Genomic DNA, 22,399 nt, shown 5'->3' with positions numbered 1-22,399 from the left:
GAGTTATTTTGCAGCATATGTAAATGCCAGGGCACCATATATTGCAGGGTTATTATTTATAGATTCAGGAAGATAAACTTTAACGTTGCCGTTGTTCAGTTCCCATTTTACAGATTTATTTATATTTAACAGGGTCATTTTTGCCCCTTTTACCGGAACGTTGCCTGTCCATTCAATTGTTTTAATTCCTGAAGTTTCTGGTTCAAAACAATAAACAGCATTTTTTACCTTGCCATCTTTGCTCTGTGTAAACCATGTATTTCCGCTATGAAAATCTGCCGTGATGCGCGTACCATAAATTGCCTTACCATTGGTTTTCATCCATGTACCTATGTTTTCCAGTCGGGAAACGGCGATCTCGGGAATCGTACCATCTGGCCGTGGACCAACGCCAAGTAACAAACTGCCGCCTTTAGCTACAACTTCTGCTAAAGAATGAATTACCTCTGCGGGCGTTTTATATTTGTCATTCGCTACAAAACCCCAGGCATTGCCCAAAGTAAGACAGCTCTCCCATGGATGATCCAATTGATGATCAGGTATTTTCTGTTCAGGTGTCTGATAGTTTTCATAAGGTCCGTGAACAGTACGGTCTACCATTAATAAACCTGGCTGTGCTTTTCTGGCCATAGAAGCGATCTTCGGCATATCAATTTCCTGACTCCATTCCGGAATAGCGGCACCCCAGCCTCTTACTTCATCATTTACTGTTTCCAGTGGCCGAACCCAGCCGCCATCAAGCCATAGAATATCCATTGAACCGTAGTTATTCATCAGCTCCGAAAGCTGGTTAAAGGCAAAACTTTTAAACTGGTTCCATCTCCATGGATTTTTGCGGATATCGTAATTGGTGTTTCGGTCAGGAGTAGCGTATTTAGACCACCAGAAGTATTGGGAATGCCAGTCTGGTTTTGAGAAATAGGCACCGATCATAAAACCTTCTTTACGGAAGGCATCGAATACATATTTGGCAACATCAGCCTTTGGATTATTGGCGAAGGGTCCTTTTGCGATACTAAAATCAGATTCTTTAGTGTCGAACATCGAGAAACCATCATGATGTTTAGTGGTGAAGATCATGTATTTCATTCCGGCATCTTTACCTGCTTTAGCCCATTGGTCTGGATTGAATTTTACAGGATTGAACTCTTTGCTTAAACCCCAGTACCATTTTTTATAATCTTCATAAGCGATCGTGCTGTCTCTTTCGATCCAGCTTTCAGAACAGAGTTCCCATGATTCTATGATACCTGGAACTGCGTACAGCCCCCAATGAATCAACATACCGAATTTTTGGTCCTGCCACTGATCCAGTTTTGCTTTAACTTGTTTGTCGGCCGGCCATTCATATACTGACGATTGCTGGTGTACGCCATTTTGCGCTTTAACTTTTACGGATAATAACAGGATTAAAATTATCCAGTTCAATTTTTTCATGTGTTTATATCTCTCTTTTATAGGTTATGAAGCTTGCATAAGCTTTAGCCACTTCTTTTCTAAGCGGTCAGCTGATGCAGGTTTCATTGGTTTATATTTTTCATTTATTCGTTATGAAGCTTGCAGCAGCTTTATTCGTGTCTTTTCTCGGCGGTAAGCTGATGCAGGTTTCATTGATGGTTCTTTGTTTTTTAAGTTGATCAAAATACATCATATTCATCACAAGTTTTACTATTTGTGTTCAATACAATGCAATATTCGGCTTAAAACTTTTGAGAGGTGTATACTCGTGAGGGTTTTTCAGTAAAAAAGGGCTAGAGCCCCTAAATATTTGTCATATCCCAATTTAAAACGAAATATTAAATCGTTTTAGCTACTTAGCAGGAGCCAATTTATTAAAAATCTGCGGAAGACAAAAGAAAAGGAAGGATTATTTTGAGGTTTTATGATATATTGAAATTAAGCCATTGATTCCGAGGAGCAATCAATAGCCTAATGTTCATTAATATTTTATATTCATATTCATCCACAGACGCTCAGTTTCCTCTGCGTAAGTACCTTTCAGTACAATTGCGTCACAGATGGCTGCCGGACTCATTTTTTCATTGTTCAGCATCCGGAAAGAATCAAAATATTGCAGGAAGACACTAGTGATGCAGAGACATCCTTCCGGAGCATTAAAAGTAAAACTTCTGCCATTGAGCACATCATCCGTACCCTTCTCGAGTCTAACGCTTTGCATCTCCGGCAATCTTGCTATTAAACCATCCCCGAGCCTGCAGAGCACTACTGTGAAAGTCATGATGCAATAAGTGCTCTTTTTGATCCATTTTAATCTGGAAGGTAGCTCCCAGTCCGGGAATGAGACCTGCAGGGTACCATCATCAATATGAACCACCGGCTTAATGTTCATTTGATCATTTGCCAGCAGTCCCAGGTTAAATTCGAAGCCTTTTAAGTTTTGAAAAGTTTCTTTTTCAAAATGAAACTCCTTTGTTAAAGGATGCCTTGCACCAGACAATGAAGTGTTCATGATTTTATTCATACGGGAATGCTGGTCAGAATCCTTCAAACCCATTAGATTAAAACTGAAGCACTCCGTGATGTGTCTACGTAAGGTGCTGGCCATTCCAAATGTTTTAGCAGCCGCTTTTGTACCTTCAGTTTGTTTTGGATTTCTACCTTTTGAGGTAATTACTTGTTGTCCGTTTAGTTCTTTCGTAATCACCGGGCCAAGCATACCCTTTAAAAAGTTCCCTTTTACAGTTGCCATAATTTTCATGTTTTAACGAATATAATTATTTATTAATCAACAACATAGCAAGCTAAAGAAGATATACATATTTGTCCTCACCTGTCCAAAATTGTCCGGGTTTAACAATGATCGAAGCGTCAGCAGAGTTTATCAGCTATAGCATGCCGGTAGTATGCCTGAGGAGGACTCGTAATCCATTCATGCTAAAACAAGGCTGATTCAATAGTACCTCCATGCATCTGGCTAGTTGAAAAGCATGGACTCAGCATGGATGATTCATGAAAGAAGCATGAAGGGATCCAGACTCCTCCCCGACCAGACTATAACCTGACCCCTAAAGAAAAATCATCAATCAGAGAAGAATTGTTGTTAAAAGGAGATTTTCTAATACAAAAAAAACGGAGCTGATTTGATCAGCTCCGTTCCTTTAAATATCAATTGACAGCTAAGATACTGCTTTCACTTCATGTTCTTTTGCAGCAAGGTATCGTTCAGCATCCAATGCTGCCATACAACCTGAACCTGCTGCAGTAACCGCCTGACGGTAATAATGATCTTGTACATCACCCGCTGCAAAAACACCTTCAACATTTGTTTTTGTAGTACCCGGTATTGTTTTCAAATAACCTGTATCATCCATTTCCAACCAGCCCTTAAAGATATCTGTATTTGGTTTATGTCCGATAGCCACGAAGAATCCTTCTACTTCAAGATCCCTCTCTTCATTGGTTTGATTATTGAGTACCCTCAGACCAGTTACGTTTTTACCATTACCTAAAACTTCTTTGGCTTCAGCGTTATAAATAACTTCAATATTTGGCGTATTCAGCACACGGTGCACCATAGCTTTGGAAGCTCTGAATTCGTCCCTGCGCACAAGCATATAAACTTTTTTACACAATTTAGCCAGGTAAGTAGCTTCCTCTGCGGCAGTATCACCGGCACCAACAATGGCCACATCCTGATTTCTGAAGAAAAATCCGTCACACACCGCACAGGCAGATACACCAAAACCATTATAGTGCTGCTCACTTGGTAATCCTAACCATTTAGCTGTAGCACCTGTTGATATAATCACTGTGTCAGCCGTAATCGTTTTAATCTCATCCACTACAACTTTATGCGGCGTAGAAGAAAAATCTACTGAACTCACATATCCGAACCTGATATCAGTTCCGAATTTTTCTGCCTGTTTACGGAAATCTTCCATCATCTCAGGGCCCATAATTCCATTAGGGTAACCAGGGAAGTTATCTACATCAGTAGTTTGTGTCAACTGACCACCAGCTTCCATTCCAGTGTACAAAACTGGTTTAAGATCTGCCCTTGCAGCATAAATTGCAGCAGTATAACCGGCAGGACCTGACCCGATGATCAGGCATTGAACGTGTTCTATTTCTTGATATGGAGTATTCATATATATTGTTATAAAAAGCGACGAGCTTGTATAGCTATTATTATTTGTATGATGACAAATTTACGTTTTATCAGGGGGATGCGCAAAAAGTTAACTCTGCTTAATTCACATTTTTATCGTTCGCCTGTTTTTCACGAAGTTTTTTACCTTTTAACGCAGAAATGAGCACATCATTCACATATTCATTTTCCTGTTTCCCACCATTCAGTACCCACGTACCATTTTTCTTTCCAGCCTGATACAGTCCGGAAACCACCATTTTGCCATTTGGTTCGTAAAAATAATAGGCACCATGCGCAATTCCCTGAGAAAAAGTCATGATCTGTTTCATTTTACCATCAGGATAAAAACTGATCCAGCGACCATTACGCTGACCATTCCGGTAACTCCCTGTAAGTTCTATGAAACGTTCCTTGCCCTTAATGGTATATTCCATCGTTACCGGATTATTTTCCGGGGTGATCCAACTGTAATAGGTAAATTTACCGTGCGGCACCTGCAAACTGTCATCCAGAAAGGAACCTGAAGCAAGAAGAATACCGTCAAAATCAAATTTCTTAAAGGTATATACACTATCCCCGGCTATTTTGCCAAATACAGCATAAGCCCGGGCAGCAGTAGAATCAAGGGTCACTTCATCCTTAGCATTCAGTAAGACCGATTTGACTTGTCCGAAGGTAGTGACGTAACCTGCTGTCAGCAATAAAAAAAATAAAATTATCCTCTTCATTATAACAACAAATTTAAACACTAGGTCTGAATAATTCCGACATTGAATTGTCTTTTTATCGGCGATTGATTTGCCGCCTCGATACCCATTGAAATCACCTTACGCGTCTCCAGCGGATCAATAATACCATCTACCCACAATCTCGATGCGGCATAATATGGCGTTGTCTGACTGTTATACCTGTCCGTAATCTCTTTCAGTAATTCTGCTTCTTTTTCCGGGGTAATCGTTTCGCCTTTAGCCTTTAGCGAGGCTTCCTGAATCTGGAGTAGGGTCTTAGCCGCCTGTGAACCTCCCATAACGGCAATTTTAGCCGTTGGCCATGCATAAATTAAACGTGGATCATAGGCTTTACCGCACATCGCATAATTTCCTGCACCATAAGAATTACCTAGTACAATGGTAAATTTAGGTACAACTGAATTGGCTACAGCATTGACCATCTTTGCCCCGTCTTTGATGATCCCGCCTTGTTCTGAGCGACTACCCACCATAAAGCCGGTTACATCCTGTAAGAAGACTAAGGGAATCTTTTTCTGGTTACAGTTCATGATAAAACGCGCTGCCTTATCTGCACTGTCTGAATAGATTACGCCACCAAACTGCATTTCTCCTTTTTTAGATTTGACGACTTTCCGCTGGTTGGCAACAATGCCTACCGCCCAGCCATCAATCCTCCCCAATCCACAGATCACACTTTGTCCGTATTCCTTTTTATATTCTTCAAATGCAGATTCATCTACCAGACGGAGAATGATCTGTAACATATCATATTGTTTTTCCCGGTTTTCAGGGAGAATACCATAAATCTCTTCAGGATCAAGTTTCGGTGGTAAGGGTTGTATGCGACTAAAGCCAGCCGATTGCGGCTCGCCTAACATGCTCATGATATTTTTTATGCTATCCAGACAGGCCTGATCATTGGGGTGTTTATAATCCGTAACACCGGAAATCTCACAATGGGTAGTCGCCCCACCCAGAGTTTCATTATCTACTTCTTCTCCTATAGCAGATTTTACCAGGTAAGACCCTGCAAGGAATACTGATCCTGTGCCTTCCACGATCATGGCTTCATCACTCATGATCGGCAGATATGCACCACCGGCAACGCATGAACCCATAATTGCGGAGATTTGCACAATTCCGTCCGCAGACATCAGTGCATTATTTCTGAACATTCGCCCGAAATGTTCTTTATCGGGGAAAATTTCGTCCTGCATAGGCAGATAAACACCGGCACTGTCCACAAGATAGATGACCGGAAGTCTGTTTTCCATCGCAATTTCCTGTGCACGCAGGTTTTTCTTTGCCGTCATGGGAAACCATGCACCAGCTTTAACGGTGGCATCATTGGCAACGATCATGCATTGGCGACCGGCAACATAACCTATTCCGGTAATTACGCCCGCCGAAGGACAACCTCCCTGTTCAGCATACATCCCCTCCGCAGCAAAGGCACCTATCTCCAAAAACTCAGTTTCATCATCAATCAGATAGGCCACACGCTCTCTCGCCAGCATTTTTCCCTTATCCTTTTGCTTTGCTGCACTTTTTTCCCCGCCACCAGCATATATTTTTTTCAGCCGTGTTTTGAACTCATAAATCAGCTGCTTATTGATATCTTCGTTTTTGTTGAATTCGATGTCCATACGGGGCAAGATAGATTTATTCTGTCAAATTTCAGCGGCAAAATTTTAAATAAAACAGCCCGGAACAGCCCTTATTGTAAGATATACACGATATTAAAGGACTGTAAACAGGACCTAAATCAGATCACGATCTTTATACCATACGGTCTCAGGCACAGCTTTAAAATCCATCATTTTTCCTATCAATTCTGCCGGCTCAGCCGAGTCAAGCACCAGGGCCCTGTTATTTGGTTTCAGCAGACGGTGTTCCACCATGACGTCCATTTGTGCGAATAAATGATCGTAAAATCCGCCGACATTCAATACACCGATTGCCTTGTGATGCAGGCCCAGCTGTAACCAGGTCAGCACCTCAAAAAACTCTTCTAAAGTACCAAAGCCGCCGGGTAAAATCACGAAACCATCGGCCAGATCGGCCATTTTCTGTTTACGCTGATGCATATTTTCGGTTACAATTAATTCTGTAACTTCTTTATGTCCCACTTCCAGGTCCAGCAGGAATTGTGGTATCACACCTGTTACCAATCCATCTCGTTTGAGCACTTCATCAGCAATAATGCCCATTACACCAACACTTCCCCCACCATAGATTAAACGGATATCATGGTCCACAAATGTCTGTGCCAGATTTTCAACAGCAGTACGTAAAACCGGGTCGCCATTAAAATTAGCCCCGCAATAAACACAAATAGATTTCATCTTCATAAGGTATTAAAAAGAAAAATCATTTACCTCCATAACAGCGGTAAATGATTTCAATATTTTATAGTATATATTAACGTGAATAGTTTGGTGCCTCTTTAGTGATAGAAATATCATGTGGGTGACTTTCTCTCATTCCTGCGGCGGTAATCCTGACAAATTTGGCTGCCTGTAATTCTTCGATAGTAGCAGCCCCACAGTAGTGCATTCCTGCTCTCAGTCCACCTACAATCTGGTAGATTACTTCAGACAAAGTACCTTTATAAGGCACACGTCCTACGATACCTTCCGGAACCAGTTTGGTCACCACATCTTCTTCATCCTGAAAGTAACGGTCTTTAGATCCCTGCTGCATGGCTTCTACAGACCCCATACCACGGTAAGACTTAAATTTACGTCCTTCATAGATAATAGTTTCTCCAGGAGATTCTTCCACACCTGCAAACAATGAACCGGCCATAATTGAACTGGCACCTGCAGCCATTGCTTTTACGATATCTCCTGTTTGTTTGATCCCGCCATCTGCGATAACCGGGATACCCGTTCCTTTCAGTGCCTGTGCACATTCATATACGGCATATAACTGAGGCACTCCCACGCCTGCAATGATCCTTGTTGTACAGATAGATCCTGGTCCTATACCCACTTTAACTGCGTCCGCACCGGCTGCTGCCAATGCCCTGGCCGCATCAGCTGTAGCAATATTACCGGCAATTACCTGTAAATCCGGGAACCTGGCTTTAATAGCCTTTACCATGTCAATTACTCCCTTAGAATGACCATGGGCAGTATCAACTGTTACTACATCCACTCCTGCTTTTACTAAGGCAGCAACGCGGTCGATATTATCAGCAGCTACACCAACGGCAGCACCAACTCTTAACCGGCCACGCTCATCTTTGCAGGCATTTGGATAGTTTTTATATTTTTGAATATCTTTAAATGTAATCAATCCTGCCAGTCTGCCCTCTTTATTTACTACAGGCAGTTTTTCAATTTTATAGTCCTGCAGGATTTCCTCAGCTTGCAATAAGGTAGTGCCTTCTGCTACGGTGATCAGGTTTTCGCTGGTCATCACCTCCGAAACCGGGCGTTGCATATCTTTTTGAAAACGCAGATCGCGGTTGGTAATGATTCCTACCAATTTATTGTCGCTGTCAATAACCGGGATACCCCCTATTTTGTATTTGGTCATGATCTGAAAGGCATCTGCAATGACAGCATCGGCTCTTAGGGTAACCGGATCCTGAATCATACCACTTTCAGAACGTTTTACTTTACTTACTTCTTCTGCCTGGCGCTCTATGCTCATATTTTTATGCAGCATACCTATGCCACCAGCCTGAGCGATAGCAATAGCTAAACCAGCTTCAGTAACAGTATCCATTGCTGCGGATACGATAGGAACATTGATTTTAATGTTTTTTGTAATATAACTTCCTGTATCGACATCACGGGGAAGTACTTCGGAATATGCAGGAACTAATAGTACGTCATCATACGTTAGTCCTTCGGCAATAAATTTTTGGGGATCGAGTTGCATAGCAAATAATTTAGGAGTTATTACTTGCCGGGCAAAGGTAACTTATTCCAGATTAGAAAACAAGGGAGCAGGATTTTTTCAGCCAAAATGGGAGTCTGATGACAATGAAGAATATTTTAATATATTTTTTAATCAAGAAAAATAGCGTTAATATTGTGCAACTTAAATCGCTCTCATGATTAAAACGTTAAATCTCATTTTACTGCTGCTTTTTGCAACGGTAGTAAATATTTCCGCGCAAAATAAAAAAACAATACTGCCGGTTTTCAAGTATGGAAAAATAGAACAGTCGGATTTTGATGCTAAAGGAAGCGGACAGGATTCTGCTGCGGCAGCCATTAAATTGTTTGATGTTGGGGAAGGATCCTTCGAAGTGGGTCCCGGCGGAAGTTTTATGTATGTATTTGAAAGACATGTCAGGTATAAGGTTATTAACAAAAACGGATATGATCTGGCCAATCTGTCAATCCCCTTGTATTTCAATAATAACGGACAGGAAAAACTCGATTTCATTAACGGCGCTACTTATAACCTGAATGCAGGCAAAATTGAGGTCAGCAAAATGACAAGTGATGCTAAATTTTCAAGCAAATACGATAAAAACCATATCTTAAAAAAGTTTACCCTTCCTAATATTAAGGAAGGGTCTGTTATTGAATACCGTTACAAAACGAAGTCTGATTTTATTTTTAAACTGGAAGACTGGTATTTCCAGGGGGAATATCCCTGCAGGTTTTCGTCGTTAAAAACGAAATTCCCGCAGTACTACACTTATAAAATAAATGCAGGTGGCTACATACCTATTCTGAAACTGGATCCTGTGGAAAATACAGAAAATTTTCACATCCCTTCTTCCAATTCAGATCATGGAGGTAATGTCAGCGCAAGGGTATTGACCACACAATATTATGCAGAGAACATTCCATCGATTAAAGAGGAAAGTTATATCACTACGCTGGATGATTATGTTAGTAAAATTGGTTTTGAACTGAATTCGACCAACTTTCCATCTGAAGGGTATAAGGAATACACTTCCACCTGGCCAAAAATCATTTCAAAATTAGTAGATGATGAAAATTTTGGGGGATTCATTAAAAAGAAGAATTACAGTAAGGAGCTGGTGAATGGAATTATCAATCAGGAGACAGATACTGAGAAAAAAATGAAGCTGATCTTTGATTATGTGAAGAGTAATATTAAATGGGATGATAAATACAATAAATATACTGAGGCTGTAAGTCCGAAAGCCGTGCTGGATAAAAAGGCCGGCAATTCTGCTGAAATCAATCTATTATTGCTTAACCTGTTGAAATCGGCCGGAATTGAAGTCTCGCCGGTACTGATTAGTACAAGAAATAATGGTGCGCACCCCGGCTATCCCTTGATCACCCAATTTAATAATGTGATTGTGATGGCTGAAATAGGTGATCAGAAGCATTTTCTTGATGCTACCGATAAAAATAACGTGACTGATATGATTAGCTATCAGAATTTGAATCACCAGGGATTGAAGGTGAATATCGATAACAATCAAACGGAATGGATATCAACAGAAAATACCAGTTTAAGCAGAACCAGCATCAGCTATAGTTTAAAGCTGAATGCGGATAATCAATTTGAGGGCAAGGCTTATCTTTCTTCCACAAATTATGCGGGACTAAGAAAAAGAAATACTTATCAGGCTGCCGCAACTGAAGATGAATTTATCAAAAATTATAAAAGTTCAAAACCAGGATTGGAAATCAGTAATTATAAAATTGCTAACTTGGATTTACCTGATCAGCCTTTAGAGGAATCAATGGATATTACTATTGAAGACAATATAGAAGATGCGGGCAACCTTTCCTATTTTATGCCTTTGTTGTTTGAACGCACTAAAGAAAATCCCTTCAATCTGGAAGAACGTAATTTTCCGGTTGATTTTGCCTACCCTATTGAAGAAAACTTTAGGTTATCTGTAGAGTTGCCTGCCGGATGTCAGCTGGAAAAACTGCCTAAGAGTGAGAAATTTGTTCTGCCTGATAATGGCGGATCATTTACGATCTTGTTTAATTCGGAAGGGAACACCTTAGGTATTATGAGCAAAATCAATATTCTGAAATCTACATTTACGGCAGATGAATACTATAATTTAAAAGAACTTTTCAAAAACATTGTTCGTAAACAATCGGAACAGATCGTATTCAAAAAAATATGAAACTAAACATCATTGGCGTCTTTATTACCTTGCTTAGCCTAAATTACGTACAGGCACAGGAAAACTATGATACCGCAAAAATACCGGCAGAACTCTTAAAAAACTCAACTATTGTTGTGCGTAATGAAGAGCAGACATTTACGGTAAAAAGTCAGAGCAGTGCAGTAAAATCTTACAAAAAGGCAATAACCATTCTTAGTAAAAATGGAGAAGATTATGCGGTCATGTCAGAAGCTTATGATAACCTGTCTTCTCTTTACAATATTAAAGCAACAATGTATGACAGTAAAGGGGTCAAGATCAAATCCTATAAAAGTACTGACTTTAAAGATCAGAGTATAAGCTCAAGCGGCAATATGTATGATTCTTACCGGCTGAAAAGATTGGTGTTTTTAAATCCGGTATATCCTTATACTATTGAATATAGCTATGAAAAAAGCTATAATGGATTTCTGGGTTATCCCGAATGGGGTCCGGTATCATCTTACGATTGTGCCGTAGAAAAATCCAGCTATATACTGCAGCTTCCACAGGATGTTACGTTCAGATATTTAAAAAGTGCCGGTCTGAAAACAGATTCTGTACTGGCAGGCAATAAACTAACTTATACCTGGAAATGCGAAAATATTCCATCATTTGAGTATGAACCGATGTCGACCGGCCTCCAAAATATTACCCCCTGGGTGATGGCATCTCCTGATAAATTTGAATATGACAATTCCAAAGGGTCGGTTGACAACTGGAAGAATCTAGGTTTATGGGTTTATCAGCTGAGTGCTGATGTTCAGACCTTACCAGAAACTACAAAGGCGACAGTAAAAACACTGGTTGCTGCTGCAAAAACGGACAAAGAAAAGATTGCAATTTTATACCGGTACTTACAATCCAACACGAGGTATGTGAACATAAGCCTTGGTATCGGCGGCTTCAAACCTATCGCGGCACAAAAGGTGGCCAACGTTAATTATGGCGATTGTAAGGCCTTATCAAATTATATGAAAACATTGTTGGCTGAAGCAGGCATAAAATCCAATCTGGTTGTACTCGGTGCTGATATGCCTTCTTTGAAAAAAGATTTTTCCAGTTTCGGACAGGCTAACCATATGATTTTATGCATACCTTCTAATACAGACACCACCTGGCTTGAATGTACAAGTCAGTATAAACCTGTAGGATTTCTTGGAAGCTCTACAGCAAATAAAACTGTTTTGCTGATTACTGAGGCTGGTGGTCAGCTGGTCAAAACACCTGTATACAGACCTGAAGATAATTACCAAAACCGGGTTACTTCGGTCCTGTTATCTGAAGAAGGAAATGCTGAAATTAAGATTAATACGCTCTTTGGTTCGGCACAGTATGATGATAACTTAAACATGATGCTGATTGAACCGACTGATCAGCGGAAAAGCCTGATGAACAGAATGGACGTCCCTAATATGGAAATCTTATCTGCAACATTCACGCAACCGGACAAAGGTAAACCCGAGCTGGAAGAGCATCTGCTATTAAAAAGCAGCCAGATGATGAGCCAGGGCGGTGATAAATTATTTCTTACGCTGAATTTACTGAACAGAAAAGAAAGTGTCCCCAGGAAGGTCGAAAACAGAAAGACTTCTTTTGCTCTGCCCTACGGCTTTAAAGATATGGATGAGATCAGCTATACACTACCAAAAGGGTATAAGGTAGAATTTGTACCAAAAGATATCCTGCTGGAATCTGAATTTGGAAAATACACAGCCAACATCACTGTAAAAGACAATACGATTATCTATAAACGTACGCAGTTGATCAACAGCAATACTTATGGTCCTGAAAAATACAAGTCACTGGTAGATTTCTACAAGAAAATTTACCTGGCAGACAAGCAAAAAGCAATACTGGCTAAAGTTAATTAGCCAGTATTGATCTTATTTTTTACCTACAACTACTTTTATAAATTCTGAGGTATTCAGGTATTTATTTGCCAGCGCTTTTAACTGTTCAGCAGTAACGGTCTTCACCGTCTGAATGTAATTATCATAGTAATTGTAATCCAGTCCGGAAAAATAGATATTTTTAAACTTATCCGCATGCGAAAAAGCATTTTCCAGGCTTCCCAGCATTGATCCCAACATGTAGTTTCTCACCAGATCAAGTTCTTCAGGAGATACCAGTTCTGATTTCAACAAATCGATTTCTTTTTCTATCTCCGCCAATGCATTCGAACATACATCTGCCCCTACTTCTGTTGCGATGAAAAAGTAACCCGCATCTTTCATAGATACGACAGCTGAACCAATTCCATAGGTATATCCTTTATCTTCTCTGATGTTTGCCATCAGCCGGGAACCAAAATACCCACCCAATAAACAATTCAACACCTGGAAACCAGCGAAATCTTCATGGGTACGGTTAATGCCCAGCATTCCCATTCTGATGGCAGACTGAATTGCGTCAGGCCTTTCAATTAAAAGATCGCCCTTTGCAGAAGTAGAAAAAGAAAACGCGTTAGGTGTTGAATTTGCTTTGTTATGCCACTCCTTTCCGAAAATATTATTCAGAATATCGAATTCAGCATCTTCAAATTTACCTGCGACAAATAAGGTACAATTTTCAGGTTTATAGGCGGCAGCGAAATAATTTACCAGATCTGCCTGCTGCATCTGCTGATAGTCTTCTACTTCAATGTTTGATCCGTATGGAGAATCTCCAAAAATGGAATGAGCGAAATTTTTCCTCGCAAGGAAGTCATTCTTTTGCAAGCTTACCTTTAAGGATTGCTGCTGGTTTTGCTTAAAAATATCCAGCTCCTGCTGAGGGAAAATACTCTCATTCAGGATTGACCATAAAATAGGAAAGACAGATCCAAGGTGTTTATTTAAAGTATAGAGTTTGATACTGGATTGATCTGCACCATATTCTGTTTGCAGAAATGCGCCATAATAATCTACTTTATCAGCAATTTCCCTCGCCGTTAAAGTGGTTGTACCATTATTAATCAAATGGCTTACACCAATAGCTTGTAATGGTTTGGACTGATCCCAGTTTACATTTTGAAATACGAACTCAATTCTAACCAGTTCCTGTTTACCGGCATTAATGGTAAATACCTTGATGCCATTAGACAGTTCTTGTTTTTTGGGGGCAATAAAATTAATATCATTTACCTGTTTTGATTCAGGTACGAGCGTACGGTTAAGCATCTTTAGCAGTTAAATAGTATAAAGTTGAACATTGTTCTCTCACAAAAGTTTGCTGTGCGGCATATTGAATCTTTGCCGCAGTAACGGCGAGATATTTATCAATTTCTGTATTCAGATCGGCAGCGTCACCTAATAATTCATAATAAGCAAGATTCATCGCTTTATCAAGCAAGCTCATTTCTGCAAAGACCATGATCGATTCCGACTTATTTTTAACTTTCGTTAATTCAGTTTCAGTCACCTCTTCAGCTGCAATTCTATCCAGTTCCATCCATACTGCAGCTTCAGCAGCCGCTACCGAAACACCTTCACTTAATTTGCCTTCTATCACAAATAAGCCTTCGTCCAGACTGCTGGTGATATAGGCATGTACGTCACTAAATAATTGCTGCTCCTTTAACAAACTATTGTATAGTCTGGAAGATTGCCCCTGCGATAAGATATCCGACAACAAATCGTAAGCCTGGTAATCTTTGTGTAAACGGGAAGGCATCTTAAATGCCATATAAAAAGCATTTAGCGGAACATCAGCAACTATCGTTTCCTTTCTTTCTTCTGTTTGAACAGGTTCCTGCGGTAAGTTACGCAGGTACTTATCACCAGCAGGAATCGGACTGAACCATTTCTCTGCCAATAGCTTAATGTCTTCAGTCTTCACGTTACCACCAACCACCATAATCGCATTCTGCGGATTATAATGTTTTTTGAAAAACGCTTTCACATCTTCCATGGATGCGTTCTCGATCTGGGCAAGATCCTGGCCAATAGTTGCCCATTGATAAGGATGTTTTTTATATGCCAGAGGACGTAATTTCAGCCATACATCACCATAAGGCTGGTTGAGATATCTTTGTTTAAATTCTTCACAAACTACGTTTCGCTGCGTTTCCAGACTTTTTTCAGAAAAAGCGAGGCTGAGCATACGATCGCTCTCCAGCCAGAATGCCGTTTCGATATTTGTTGCTGGCAGCGTGATATAATAATTGGTAATATCATTACTGGTGAAAGCATTATTTTCCCCTCCTACCCTTTGTAAAGGTTCATCATAGCTGGGTATATTTACTGAGCCACCAAACATCAGGTGCTCAAAGAGATGTGCGAATCCTGTTTTATCCTGTTCTTCGTCCCGCGCACCCACGTCGTATAGGATATTTAACACCGCCATCGGTGTAGTATCGTCTTCGTGTACTAAAACACGAAGTCCGTTGGGTAATGTAAAACGATTAAAATCTACCATAAAAAAAATATAATTCTGCCAAATATAACAATAATGATTAAGGGTAAATGTGATAAAAGAATGAAATAAAAACTAAAGAACATTGGTATATTTGCGATATGAATACTGCCGAATTACTACAAAGGGCTCTACAATTTGACTTTTTAACAAAAGAAGAAGGTGTGTTTTTATATCATAATGCTGCAACAGCGGATTTAGCTTTTGTGGCAAATGAACTAAGAAAAAAGCAAGTACCAAGTGGCAAGGTTACCTGGCAGATAGATCGTAATGTAAATACAACCAATGTTTGTATTGCAAACTGTAAATTCTGTAATTTTTTCAGAAGACCAGGGCATGAAGATAGTTACATAACAGATATAGAAACCTATAAAGTTAAGATTGAAGAGACCTTTCGTTTGGGCGGAGATCAGTTATTATTACAGGGGGGACATCATCCCGATCTGGGACTTAAATTTTATGCTGATCTGTTCAGAAAGCTGAAGGAACTGTATCCCGATCTAAAGTTACACGCACTCGGTCCGCCCGAAATTGCGCATGTTGCCAAGCTGGAAAAAATCAGTCATACTGAAGTTCTTGTGGCTTTAAAAGAGGCAGGTATGGATTCCCTGCCGGGTGCAGGCGCTGAAATATTGAACGACAGGGTACGCCGTCTGATTTCTAAAGGTAAATGTGGCGGTCAGGAATGGCTGGATGTAATGCGTGCGGCACATCAGATAGACATGACTACTTCAGCCACGATGATGTTTGGTCATGTGGAGACTATTGACGAGCGTTTTGAGCATTTAGTATGGATCAGAGAAGTTCAGAGCGAGAAACCTGAACATGCAAAAGGATTTTTAGCTTTTATCCCATGGCCGTTTCAGGATGACGGAACATTGTTAAAAAGACTGAGAGGCATTACCAATAATGTTTCCGGAGACGAATATATCAGAATGCTTGCACTTAGCAGAATTATGCTGCCAAACATTAAGAATATACAGGCTTCCTGGTTAACAGTCGGAAAAAATGTAGCACAGTTATGTCTGCATGCCGGGGCAAATGACTTTGGATCGATTATGATTGAAGAAAACGTAGTATCTGCTGCGGGTGCACCACACAGGTTTACGGCAAAAGGAATTCAGGATGCGATCAGAGAAGCAGGATTTGAACCGCAGTTGAGAGGTCAGCAGTACAATTACCGTGATCTTCCTGCGCAGTTAGAAGAGCAGGTAATTAATTACTAAATACAGAGTGGTCCAAAATGTGGATTTTGGATCTGCCTGATAATGTTAAAGGGTTGCTATGAATTTATAGCAACCCTTTAACATTAAAAAAGAAGAGGACATTGCGCCCTCCTCTTCATCTTAAACCTAAACAAAAGCTTTTATGATTTAATAAACAGCGATGCAATTGCTAATACATCTGCTTTTACCAAAAATTCGTCGAATGATTCTGTTGCTGCATTTGTAGAAACGCCTAATGAAGGAATGTTGATACCTGCTTGCGTCACATTGTCTTCACCTTTGTAAACAGCATCTACAGCTGCTCCGATACCACTGTCATTTGCACCAGTAATCCATGGTTTCATATTCGTTTGTCCGCCACCAGCTAAAGTTTTACGCATCTGGCGTATATGTGAAGCATGGCGTGCTTCAACAGAGTGGATTTGCAAAGCAGTCTGCAATACACTTGGACTGCTCATTAAAGCTGGAGCCTGACCTTTATAGGCTCTTACACCTGTATCTTCAAAAGCCTGAGCTACCGCAAGAAAGGTCTGATAGTTTGTAAATACAGTCGGGAAATTGTTTTTTGCAGTATAATCAAAATTTGCTGCTGTAAAACTTACCGGCGTGCCACCTGAAGCAGTAATTGCGCTTTTTAATAAGTTAACATGTGCCAATTCATGGTCGCGAATAGTATTAATAGCTGCTACTGCTGGTGTTCCAACAGGAATCAGTCCCGCAGTCGCCGCCCCTTGCTGATAGAAATAATATTCCAGGTATTCCAGCGTCAATGCAAAATTAAGTACATCAATCACACCTGAAGTTGTTTGTCCGTATGCTTTTTTGAACATAGAGCCTAATGCTAGTGGCACTGCTGCAACTGCAACTTTAGATCCCATGTTATAGAATTGCTTCATAGCAGCTCTTCGTGGACTCAGGCGCTCATATACTTCGCCGTCTACTTTTTCAATTTCTTCTAATATATTTAAGATATTCATGATTTCCTGATTAAGATGGTAAGTTAGATCCGTTGATTTTCGTTTTAACAAATGCCTGAGCCATCGATAAAACTTTACTTGGCGTATAGGCAAGGTCAAGTCCGTTTGCATCTATAACTGTAGAATCTGCAAAAGTACCATTAGAGATCAGGTCACGGATCAGCGCAGCGTGGCGCGCTTCAACTGAAACGATTTTTCCAGCTAATACAAGATAATCCGCACTCTTTATTAATCGGCCTGCACCATTATAAGCAGCAACGCCTAAATCTTCAAACGCTTTTGCAGTAGCCAATACGCTGTCTCTTTGTGTAAAGTTGATACCGGAGAAGTTCACTTCCAGTCCCGGAATCGCATTTGTGCCCAAAGCTTTTTTGAAAAACTCTCTGTGAGCTAATTCGTGATCCCTGATATCGGTCAGCAAAGCCAGTTCATTCGCAGGAATATTTGCATAAGGCGTCTGTATCACTGCAGCATAAAACGCAGCTTCTAATTGTTCCAGTGCATAAGCGTAATTCAGGATTCCGATATCACCACTACCTAAGTTAACCCCATCGTCGGACGACTGATTGTCTTTTTTACAGCCTGCTGCTATTAAAGCGATACCTGCTGCACCAGCTCCTGCATATTGCAGAAAAGATCTGCGCTGCAAGCTTGCGGTAAAAATGCCGCTTTCCTTTTGCAGCACCTCTTGCTCTTCTTGTTGAAAGTTTTTCATAATAGACGTTTATTAGTTTGAGTTCTTTATATTTATTTTGTGGTTATATTGTCACATACGGCGGAAAAATTGCTTTGGTTTTTGGGTTTTGAAGAAAAATTCTTGAGTACCCTACTTTTTTAATAAATTCACCATCATAAAAATTTGCAAGTGATAAATGTGATTATAGTTGACGATGAAGAATTTGCCCGCTCTTCATTATATTTTCTTTTACAGGAAAACTGTGAAAATGTTCAGATCTGCGGCATTGCTAAATCGGTAGATGAAGCACGTGATTTACTGTCTCAGCACGAGGTGGATCTGATCTTTTTAGACATCGCGATGCCTGGAAAAAATGGATTCGAACTGATACCTGATGCGCGCTCAAATAATGCGCAGGTAGTATTTACAACCGCATATGACCAATATGCGCTGAAGGCAATTAAGTCCAGTGCACTGGACTATTTATTAAAACCGATTGACATTGACGAGCTGAAAGAAACAGTGGAAAAAGCGACCAGATTGATTGGTTTCAATGACTATGAAAATAACAGAAATGAAAGATTAAAAGATTTAACACAAAATTTAAGCGACAAGTCCGGAATTCGCAAGATCAGCCTTCCCAATAGCCAGGGATATACCTTAATTGGAATAGATGAAATCATTCATATTGAGGCTGACAGCAATTATTCTGTCTTTCATCTCCATAACAGGGATAAAATCACGGTCTCACGTGTTTTAAAAGAATATGAAGAAATGCTGCCGGAAAATCAGTTTGTCAGAATACATAAATCCAGTATTGTAAATTTGAATTACCTTGTGGAATTCAATTCAAAAAACGGGCTTGAAGTTTTGCTGAAAAACGGGGAGAAAATTGCAGTTTCCAGAAGAAGAGCAAGTGATTTTATGGATAAAATAAAGGTATACACGAGTTATAGTAGTGATAAATAATATAAATAAACTGGCGGTTGCGGGCAAATTTAGTGTGGTCATATCCCTTCTGGTTTGTCTATGCTTTAACGGCTACGGGCAAAATACTTTTGTGAAACATTTCACTACAAAAGAAGGTCTGCCAAGCAATAACTGTTACTATACTTTACAGGATAAAAACGGCTATATCTGGATCAGCTCTGATGCCGGCGTAAGTCGCTTTGATGGCAACATGTTCGAAAATTTCTCCGTGGACGATGGATTGCCTGACAATCAGATTATCCAGATGAATCAGGACAAAAAGGGAAAGATTTGGTTTTCTGCACTAAACGGCCAGCTCAGCTATTTTTTCAATGGAAAGATCTACAATGAGCATAATGATAAACTGCTGAGTTTATTAAAATTTAATGGTGTTGTGGTATCATTTTTTGAGGACAGCAAGGGCAACATGTGGTTTGGCACCAATAAAAATCTACTGGCTAAATGGGACGGTCACTTTTTAACAAGATACAGTTCCAGTAATAGTAAAAATCAGTTTATTAATACCTTTGTCTACGAAGATAAAGCTGGTACAATATGGGCAAGCAGCGCACATTGCCTGCGGATATTTAGGGGATCAAAGTTTACGCTGACAAAAAAAACAGTCGCCCCCCTTTCTTATAAAACTTCAATTAACCGGGCTGACAAAACAATGTTATTCCTGGATCATAATGGCCTGAATATTAAAGACGGGAATACAGAGCGGCTGACAATAAAGATTGAAGAAAAGATCTTAAATGAAAACCCGGGTTACTTTTATGCAGAAAACGATCAGTCCGTCTGGTTAAGTACCAATACCGGGGTATACCAGATTAAAAGAGAAAAAACAACCCGTTATCTGCATCAGATTTCAACCAACCAGGTGATAAAGGATACCCAGAGCAACATGTGGTTTACGACTTCCAACGGGATTTATTTCCTTCCTAAAAAAGAAAACAGAATTTACATTTTAGATGCTGGTCAGGGTCTGAGCAACAACAACATTAAGAGCCTGACAAAGGATCGTAAAAATGCATTATGGCTGGGTTTGGGAGATGGAATGATCAATCACGTACAGCACCCGGGTGCCCCTGTAAAAAAGATCAGTCTGCCAGATAAAATTAAATACCAGCAAATCAAACAGCTTGGCTTTGATATGGCGTATCAAAATTTGTTTTTCGCGTCTGACAATGGACTGGGGATAGTAAAAAATCCAAATGGAATAAATCCGGAAATCAACTACCTGAGAGAAATGAGCAATTCAGGATTTGTCTTAAAGAGCTTCAGTATCAGCAAGAATAATAAACTGGCGATTTCTCTTTCTTCCGGTGTGGTGATAATTGATACCCCACTCAACAATCTCACTTTTTCATCATCAGCATACGAAGAAGGTAAAAACTTTTTTAGCGGCAGGTCTTATCATGTTTATTACGATAAAAAACAAAACCTATGGTTCTCTAATGTTAAAGGACTCTCAGAGTTATGTAGCGACCGACTCAATAAAAGATATGAACAGCATCAGTTACTGACTAAAAGAATAAATGATATTAAACAGGCAGCAGACGGTACAACGGTACTGGCTACTGATGGATACGGACTATTATTCTTTAAAAACAACAAGCTGATTAAACAGCTGACGATAAAAGATGGCCTGGCAAACAATATCTGCAAAAGTATTTTCATCAGAGACGGACAGGTATGGGTGATGACCAATAGCGGCTTAAACAGAATTTTAACCCATAAAAATTACGCTGTAGAATCTTTCGAATATACAAATGCGATGCTGCATGATGACGTTAATGGATTATATATAGATCGCGATACGGCATATTTTGCCACAAATCATGGGCTGGTATATTTCCCCATAAGCCCTTACGACAGCAGAAATACTTCACCGAAAGTATTGATATCAGCTATCATCAGCAACAGATTGTCATTAACGCAGCGGCCGGGTAATATCATTTTATCACCGGATCACAACAACATTATCTTTTATTACAGTGCTATCGATTTCGAAAACAAAACTATTCTCTACCGTTACCGGTTAAAGGCAAATGGGAACTGGACTGAAACAAAAAACAGAAGAATTGAGTTTTCATCACTTGAACCGGGTAAATATACATTTGAACTCTGTGCAAGAACCCCTAATAGCTCCTGGAGTAAACCAGTTCAGGTCAAGTTTACCCTGGTAGAACACTTCTGGCAGTCTACCTACTTCATTTTATTATTAATTCTTCTGGCAAGTATCACCTTCTATAAGATAGCGGTGATCATTACAAGGCAGCAGAAGAATAAAGAGCAGCAACAGTTATTATATAAAAATAAGATTTTGATGCTGGAGCAAAGAGCGCTGCAGGCGATGATGAACCCACACTTCGTTTTTAATGTAATGAATTCTATTCAGCATTATATCAACACCAAAGATACCTCTTCAGCAAATAAAATACTCACTGGTTTTGCAAAACTCATCAGAAAAAACCTGGATATCTGTACCCGGAGCTTCATTACCCTGGAAGAAGAACTGGATTATCTCATCTTATACCTCAATCTGGAGAAAAAACGCTTTGGCGAAAAGTTTAATTATCATATTGAAATTGATGAGACCATTGATCAGGATGAAACACTGCTTCCCTCCATGTTACTGCAGCCCTATATTGAAAATGCAATATGGCATGGTTTGATGCCGCAGGAAGAGGGTGGCGAAATTAACATCCTGATTACCAGAATGGAAAACCAGGCTATGCTGATCAGGATTATCGACAATGGTATAGGCTTCGACAATTCTTTAAAGATTAAGAAGGATAGCCATGACAGCAGAGGAATGAGTCTGACGCAGGAAAGAATAAACCTGATTAACCAGACTGAGGCCAATCCGATCCAAATTGAGGTCGCACAAAACGGAAATTCGGGTACAATTATTTCGATTTTGATCCCTTTTAAATAGGTTTTTACCGTTTACTCAACAATACGTACCACTTACTAACTAAACTTCATAAAAAAAGAAATTAGCATTAAACTTGTTATAGATATTAAAGCAAACAAAGTTTGCAAAAAACGTTCTTATAGAATTGATCAAAGATATTTTTAACCTAACCTAAAACTATATCTCAATTCAGGTTTCATTTGTGTGTTAAAAGTGGTAAAACTAATAATTTTACCACTTTTTTTTTGTGCTTTTTTTTATTCAGCTGATCATGAACAGTTTGAA

General features: G+C 39.7%; 16 protein-coding genes. 5 read left to right on the top strand and 11 right to left on the bottom strand.

The genetic code is table 11. The features are described from left to right. Positions 1–3: 3 nt before the first annotated feature. From OQX62_RS23620 to guaB, 7 genes are all read right to left on the bottom strand, one after another. Positions 4–1,437 (bottom strand): alpha-L-fucosidase, encoded by a 1,434-nt coding sequence (locus OQX62_RS23620; RefSeq protein WP_265834134.1) that lies wholly within the window; start codon positions 1,435–1,437, stop codon positions 4–6. Positions 1,438–1,939: 502 nt separating this feature from the next. After that, positions 1,940–2,710 (bottom strand): hypothetical protein, encoded by a 771-nt coding sequence (locus OQX62_RS23615; RefSeq protein WP_265834133.1) that lies wholly within the window; start codon positions 2,708–2,710, stop codon positions 1,940–1,942. Between the two features lie 427 nt (positions 2,711–3,137). Then, on the bottom strand, positions 3,138–4,109 hold the full coding sequence (gene trxB / locus OQX62_RS23610; RefSeq protein ID WP_265834132.1) for a thioredoxin-disulfide reductase: 972 nt from the start codon (positions 4,107–4,109) through the stop codon (positions 3,138–3,140). 100 nt (positions 4,110–4,209) lie between these two features. Next, entirely contained in the window at positions 4,210–4,839 is a 630-nt protein-coding gene (locus tag OQX62_RS23605) for a toxin-antitoxin system YwqK family antitoxin (protein WP_265834131.1), read from the bottom strand. Positions 4,840–4,859: 20 nt separating this feature from the next. Beyond that, positions 4,860–6,488, bottom strand: a complete 1,629-nt coding sequence (locus OQX62_RS23600) for an acyl-CoA carboxylase subunit beta (protein ID WP_265834130.1) — start codon at positions 6,486–6,488, stop codon at positions 4,860–4,862. A 114-nt stretch (positions 6,489–6,602) separates the two neighbouring features. Beyond that, positions 6,603–7,187 (bottom strand): TIGR00730 family Rossman fold protein, encoded by a 585-nt coding sequence (locus OQX62_RS23595; protein WP_265834129.1) that lies wholly within the window; start codon positions 7,185–7,187, stop codon positions 6,603–6,605. A gap of 76 nt (positions 7,188–7,263) precedes the next feature. Then, positions 7,264–8,733, bottom strand: coding sequence for an IMP dehydrogenase (guaB, locus tag OQX62_RS23590; protein WP_265834128.1), 1,470 nt, complete (start codon positions 8,731–8,733; stop codon positions 7,264–7,266). A gap of 175 nt (positions 8,734–8,908) precedes the next feature. On the opposite strand from guaB, the gene OQX62_RS23585 reads away from it, so the two are divergent. After that, positions 8,909–10,930 (top strand): DUF3858 domain-containing protein, encoded by a 2,022-nt coding sequence (locus tag OQX62_RS23585; RefSeq protein WP_265834127.1) that lies wholly within the window; start codon positions 8,909–8,911, stop codon positions 10,928–10,930. After that, complete coding sequence (locus tag OQX62_RS23580) at positions 10,927–12,825, top strand: DUF3857 domain-containing protein (RefSeq protein ID WP_265834126.1); 1,899 nt, start codon at positions 10,927–10,929, stop codon at positions 12,823–12,825. The genes OQX62_RS23585 and OQX62_RS23580 overlap by 4 nt, the downstream gene beginning before the upstream one ends. 12 nt (positions 12,826–12,837) lie before the next feature. On the opposite strand, the gene OQX62_RS23575 is transcribed toward OQX62_RS23580, so the two are convergent. Then, positions 12,838–14,112 (bottom strand): M16 family metallopeptidase, encoded by a 1,275-nt coding sequence (locus tag OQX62_RS23575; protein ID WP_265834125.1) that lies wholly within the window; start codon positions 14,110–14,112, stop codon positions 12,838–12,840. Next, positions 14,105–15,349 (bottom strand): M16 family metallopeptidase, encoded by a 1,245-nt coding sequence (locus OQX62_RS23570; RefSeq protein ID WP_265834124.1) that lies wholly within the window; start codon positions 15,347–15,349, stop codon positions 14,105–14,107. Before OQX62_RS23570 ends, OQX62_RS23575 begins: the two co-directional genes overlap by 8 nt. 98 nt (positions 15,350–15,447) lie before the next feature. On the opposite strand from OQX62_RS23570, the gene mqnC reads away from it, so the two are divergent. Further along, positions 15,448–16,572, top strand: coding sequence for a cyclic dehypoxanthinyl futalosine synthase (gene mqnC, locus OQX62_RS23565; RefSeq protein ID WP_265834123.1), 1,125 nt, complete (start codon positions 15,448–15,450; stop codon positions 16,570–16,572). Positions 16,573–16,712: 140 nt separating this feature from the next. On the opposite strand, the gene OQX62_RS23560 is transcribed toward mqnC, so the two are convergent. Together OQX62_RS23560 and OQX62_RS23555 are read right to left on the bottom strand one after the other, a co-directional pair. Next, on the bottom strand, positions 16,713–17,549 hold the full coding sequence (locus tag OQX62_RS23560; protein WP_265834122.1) for a ferritin-like domain-containing protein: 837 nt from the start codon (positions 17,547–17,549) through the stop codon (positions 16,713–16,715). A gap of 10 nt (positions 17,550–17,559) precedes the next feature. After that, positions 17,560–18,264 carry a ferritin-like domain-containing protein gene (locus tag OQX62_RS23555; protein ID WP_265834121.1) on the bottom strand — a complete coding sequence of 235 codons (705 nt, stop codon included), beginning with the start codon at positions 18,262–18,264 and terminating at the stop codon, positions 17,560–17,562. Positions 18,265–18,414: 150 nt separating this feature from the next. Between OQX62_RS23555 and OQX62_RS23550 the strand changes: the two genes are divergently transcribed. Both OQX62_RS23550 and OQX62_RS23545 read left to right on the top strand, forming a co-directional pair. Further along, positions 18,415–19,194 carry a LytR/AlgR family response regulator transcription factor gene (locus tag OQX62_RS23550; protein WP_265834120.1) on the top strand — a complete coding sequence of 260 codons (780 nt, stop codon included), beginning with the start codon at positions 18,415–18,417 and terminating at the stop codon, positions 19,192–19,194. Beyond that, positions 19,184–22,135 carry a two-component regulator propeller domain-containing protein gene (locus tag OQX62_RS23545; RefSeq protein ID WP_265834119.1) on the top strand — a complete coding sequence of 984 codons (2,952 nt, stop codon included), beginning with the start codon at positions 19,184–19,186 and terminating at the stop codon, positions 22,133–22,135. The genes OQX62_RS23550 and OQX62_RS23545 overlap by 11 nt, the downstream gene beginning before the upstream one ends. Positions 22,136–22,399 lie beyond the last annotated feature (264 nt).

Source organism: Pedobacter sp. MR2016-24, from assembly GCF_026239655.1.
In the GTDB taxonomy this organism is placed as follows: Bacteria; Bacteroidota; Bacteroidia; order Sphingobacteriales; family Sphingobacteriaceae; genus Pedobacter.
This window is presented reverse-complemented; position numbering and strand designations above follow the sequence as displayed.

What these genes read in the sequence shown, in the direction of transcription:
- OQX62_RS23580 (WP_265834126.1), top strand. Translation starts at nt 10,927, where the DNA reads ATGAAACTAAACATCATTGGCGTCTTTATTACCTTGCTTAGCCTAAAT.
- OQX62_RS23575 (WP_265834125.1), bottom strand. Translation starts at nt 14,112, where the DNA reads ATGCTTAACCGTACGCTCGTACCTGAATCAAAACAGGTAAATGATATT.
- OQX62_RS23560 (WP_265834122.1), bottom strand. Translation starts at nt 17,549, where the DNA reads ATGAATATCTTAAATATATTAGAAGAAATTGAAAAAGTAGACGGCGAA.
- trxB (WP_265834132.1), bottom strand. Translation starts at nt 4,109, where the DNA reads ATGAATACTCCATATCAAGAAATAGAACACGTTCAATGCCTGATCATC.
- OQX62_RS23585 (WP_265834127.1), top strand. Translation starts at nt 8,909, where the DNA reads ATGATTAAAACGTTAAATCTCATTTTACTGCTGCTTTTTGCAACGGTA.
- OQX62_RS23605 (WP_265834131.1), bottom strand. Translation starts at nt 4,839, where the DNA reads ATGAAGAGGATAATTTTATTTTTTTTATTGCTGACAGCAGGTTACGTC.
- OQX62_RS23600 (WP_265834130.1), bottom strand. Translation starts at nt 6,488, where the DNA reads ATGGACATCGAATTCAACAAAAACGAAGATATCAATAAGCAGCTGATT.
- OQX62_RS23570 (WP_265834124.1), bottom strand. Translation starts at nt 15,349, where the DNA reads ATGGTAGATTTTAATCGTTTTACATTACCCAACGGACTTCGTGTTTTA.
- guaB (WP_265834128.1), bottom strand. Translation starts at nt 8,733, where the DNA reads ATGCAACTCGATCCCCAAAAATTTATTGCCGAAGGACTAACGTATGAT.
- OQX62_RS23595 (WP_265834129.1), bottom strand. Translation starts at nt 7,187, where the DNA reads ATGAAATCTATTTGTGTTTATTGCGGGGCTAATTTTAATGGCGACCCG.
- OQX62_RS23620 (WP_265834134.1), bottom strand. Translation starts at nt 1,437, where the DNA reads ATGAAAAAATTGAACTGGATAATTTTAATCCTGTTATTATCCGTAAAA.
- OQX62_RS23615 (WP_265834133.1), bottom strand. Translation starts at nt 2,710, where the DNA reads ATGGCAACTGTAAAAGGGAACTTTTTAAAGGGTATGCTTGGCCCGGTG.
- OQX62_RS23555 (WP_265834121.1), bottom strand. Translation starts at nt 18,264, where the DNA reads ATGAAAAACTTTCAACAAGAAGAGCAAGAGGTGCTGCAAAAGGAAAGC.
- mqnC (WP_265834123.1), top strand. Translation starts at nt 15,448, where the DNA reads ATGAATACTGCCGAATTACTACAAAGGGCTCTACAATTTGACTTTTTA.